The following is a 2,706-nucleotide window of genomic DNA, read 5'->3' as shown; positions in this document are numbered from 1 at the left end:
CACAGTATACTCACAGACCTGCCCATTTTTAGCCAGGAATCAGCACCATGGAATCCTCAGCCATGACTATATTCATCAATACCTATCTGAAGCTATTTCTGATCCTGACGCCGTTTTTCGTGGTCTCGGTTTTCGTTTCCATGACACGCAGTTTTGACTCCCGGCAGAAAAAAGCAACGGCAATCAAAGTCACACTAGCGGTCTTGATTGCCAGCTTTGTGCTTTACCAGTTTGGTGGATATATTTTCACCCTTTTCGGGATCACTATTGATGCCTTCCGTATCGGTGCCGGATCAATCCTGTTCCTCTCCGCTATCAATATGGTGCAGGGCCCATCCAGCAGCGTGAAGCAACAAGATGATGACAACATTGCTGTTGTACCTCTTGCCATTCCAATCACTGTTGGACCTGGTGCTATCGGTGCACTGCTGGTCATGGGTACGGAGACCGGTGGTGGATTTGATGGCCTGATCGCGATGGCAGCGCTCTTGTGCGCAATTCTCAGTGTCGGGATTATCCTGCTTCTAGCTGGCAAAGTAGAACGTATTATTGGCCAGCAGGGGCTGGTTATTCTGACCAAGCTGACAGGTCTTTTTGTTGCTGCCATCGCCGCCCAGATTATTTTTACTGGCGTTAAGAATTTTCTGGCTATTTAGATAACCGATGAATGAATAAGCCCGGCGCAAGGCCGGGCTCTTTCGTATATGGCGGAGGGTTACTGCACCACTCTGACCGAGGGAACCAGTACGCCAGTCTTGCCTACTAGTCGCTGCTACTGCATGGCATGTTCAATGAGCCGCAAGGGAAACTGCTGAGACAAGACGCCGCCTGCACACGACGTTGGGCGGTCTTACGCCCATCGAATTTGAACAATGTTTTTAGCCGAGTATCCGGTTGGGCTTGACCACAACACCTATGGGTCGCCAGCTGATTTTATTGGCTCGGAATGACGATAGCGGTACGTCCAGGTGAATAATTTCGCGCCAATCAGTGGCAGCAGAATTTATATTGATTGTCTACAATAGTTTGCATTCTAAGGATATAAGATATAAACATAAGTAGTAATACGTGTTTTTTTAACGAAGTAATAACAACCTTCACCCGTTTGGTATCGATTGTCAGTATTTAGCCTGGTACCAATTTAACCTCCATAGGAGTAATTCTAATGAACAATATAGCGCATATCGACCAATCAACCCGTACACTGACCAATACCCGCACAGGCGAATTTGAACAGCTTAAAACTCATTATGATGCCCGCTACAAGATCGGCTGGTTTTTGATGAGCGGAGAACCTCGTCCCTGTTTCACACCAACACTGTTGAATGAACTGGACACTTACCTTGCCGGTGTTGAGCAGGAAATGATTACCAGCGATGGTGATAAGTATGATTTCCTGGTTGTAGGCTCTGACGTGAGTGGCATTTTCAACCTTGGTGGCGACCTGAACCTGTTCACTCGCATGATCAACACACGCGATCGCGATGGTCTGTATCAATATGCTGCTCATTGTATTGATATTCTCTACCGCAACATGTACCACCACAACCAGGATCTCACAACGATTTCGTTGATTCAGGGTGATGCTCTGGGTGGCGGCTTCGAGGCTGCACTATCCAGTAACCTGGTAATTGCGGAGCGTGGCACCAAGATCGGATTACCCGAAGTCTTGTTCAACCTGTTCCCGGGCATGGGCGCCTATTCACTGTTGTCACGTAAAATTGGACCGCAAAAAGCTGAACAGATGATCCTGAGTGGTAAAATTTACAGTGCCGAGGAAATGCACGAAATGGGCGTGGTCGATATCCTGGCCGAAAAAGGTGAAGGTGAAATGGCCGTATACAAACATGCCAAACAGACACAGCGTAGTCCCAATACGATGCGCGCAATGCGCAAGGTCAAGGACGCGACCAATCCGGTCACAATGCAAGAATTACTGGATATCGCAGAAATCTGGGCAGATGCCGCGTTAAATTTAACGGCAAAAGATCTCAAGATGATGCAGCGTCTGGTGAAGCGTCAGGACACCCGCATGGTTGCGGAAGCCTAGTCAGGGTTATTCGGACTCAGTAACGACTGATCCGAAACTGATTGTTCAAGCGCGTTGACCGTAAGGTTAAAGATTTCTTCAACCTTACGGTTAATTTGCCGCATTTTTTCTGTGCCAATGTCGTAGGGTTTCAAGGCCTCTCCCTGCAGACATATATCAACCAGTTTGTTAGCACCGAGTTCAGTGGCTGACCCTTTCAAAGCGTGCAGGCTCTCGCGGTACCTGGGATAATCGTCCTGCTCGGCCTGTTTGATGTTAAGCAGATGCTGTTTGCCGTCATGACGAAATCCATTGACCAATCCCTGCACAAAGCTCACGCCCTCACCCAGGTTAGACAACTCACGCAAAATATTTTCATCAAACCAGGGCGACTGTTTGACCCTGCTTGCGGGCGATAAGATTTTTGCAGCTTTGCCCGAGACTGGTGTTTGTTTAGTTTTGACCGCTCTGCTGCGGGTCAGGACCGCAACCTTTTCCAGTAGCACACGTGCATCAACCGGCTTGGTGAGAAAACTGTTGGCGTCAGCGGTAAGCATAATCACCGGTAACTGGCTTTCAGTATCCATGAATCTCAACGCCTTCACCACGTCGATACCGGATTTTTCCGGCATGTTCATATCGAGGATCATCAAGTCAAAACTTTCCAACTCGGCAGA

Annotated in this window: 3 protein-coding genes; 2 read left to right on the top strand and 1 reads right to left on the bottom strand. The window is 48.3% G+C overall.

All coding sequences use genetic code 11. From position 1 onward, the window contains the following. Positions 1-47 precede the first annotated feature (47 nt). Positions 48-656: a MarC family protein gene (locus BOW51_RS09445; protein ID WP_078477501.1), complete on the top strand. Its 609-nt coding sequence runs from the start codon at positions 48-50 to the stop codon at positions 654-656. Positions 657-1,165: 509 nt separating this feature from the next. Next, positions 1,166-2,050 (top strand): crotonase/enoyl-CoA hydratase family protein, encoded by an 885-nt coding sequence (locus BOW51_RS09440; RefSeq protein ID WP_174564751.1) that lies wholly within the window; start codon positions 1,166-1,168, stop codon positions 2,048-2,050. Here the strand turns inward: BOW51_RS09440 and BOW51_RS09435 are convergent. Continuing rightward, positions 2,047-2,706, bottom strand: a 660-nt coding sequence (locus BOW51_RS09435) for a response regulator transcription factor (protein WP_135568216.1), incomplete at its 5' end; no start/stop codon positions are given. The two genes, BOW51_RS09440 and BOW51_RS09435, sit on opposite strands and share 4 nt — an antisense overlap.

It is taken from the genome of Solemya elarraichensis gill symbiont, assembly GCF_002021095.1.
Taxonomy (GTDB): domain Bacteria; phylum Pseudomonadota; class Gammaproteobacteria; order Chromatiales; family Chromatiaceae.
Note: the sequence above shows the minus strand (reverse complement) of the source record. Positions and strands in the feature narration are given on the sequence as shown.

Coding starts and splice junctions, on each gene's coding strand:
- BOW51_RS09445 (WP_078477501.1), top strand. CDS start 48: ATGGAATCCTCAGCCATGACTATATTCATCAATACCTATCTGAAGCTA.
- BOW51_RS09440 (WP_174564751.1), top strand. CDS start 1,166: ATGAACAATATAGCGCATATCGACCAATCAACCCGTACACTGACCAAT.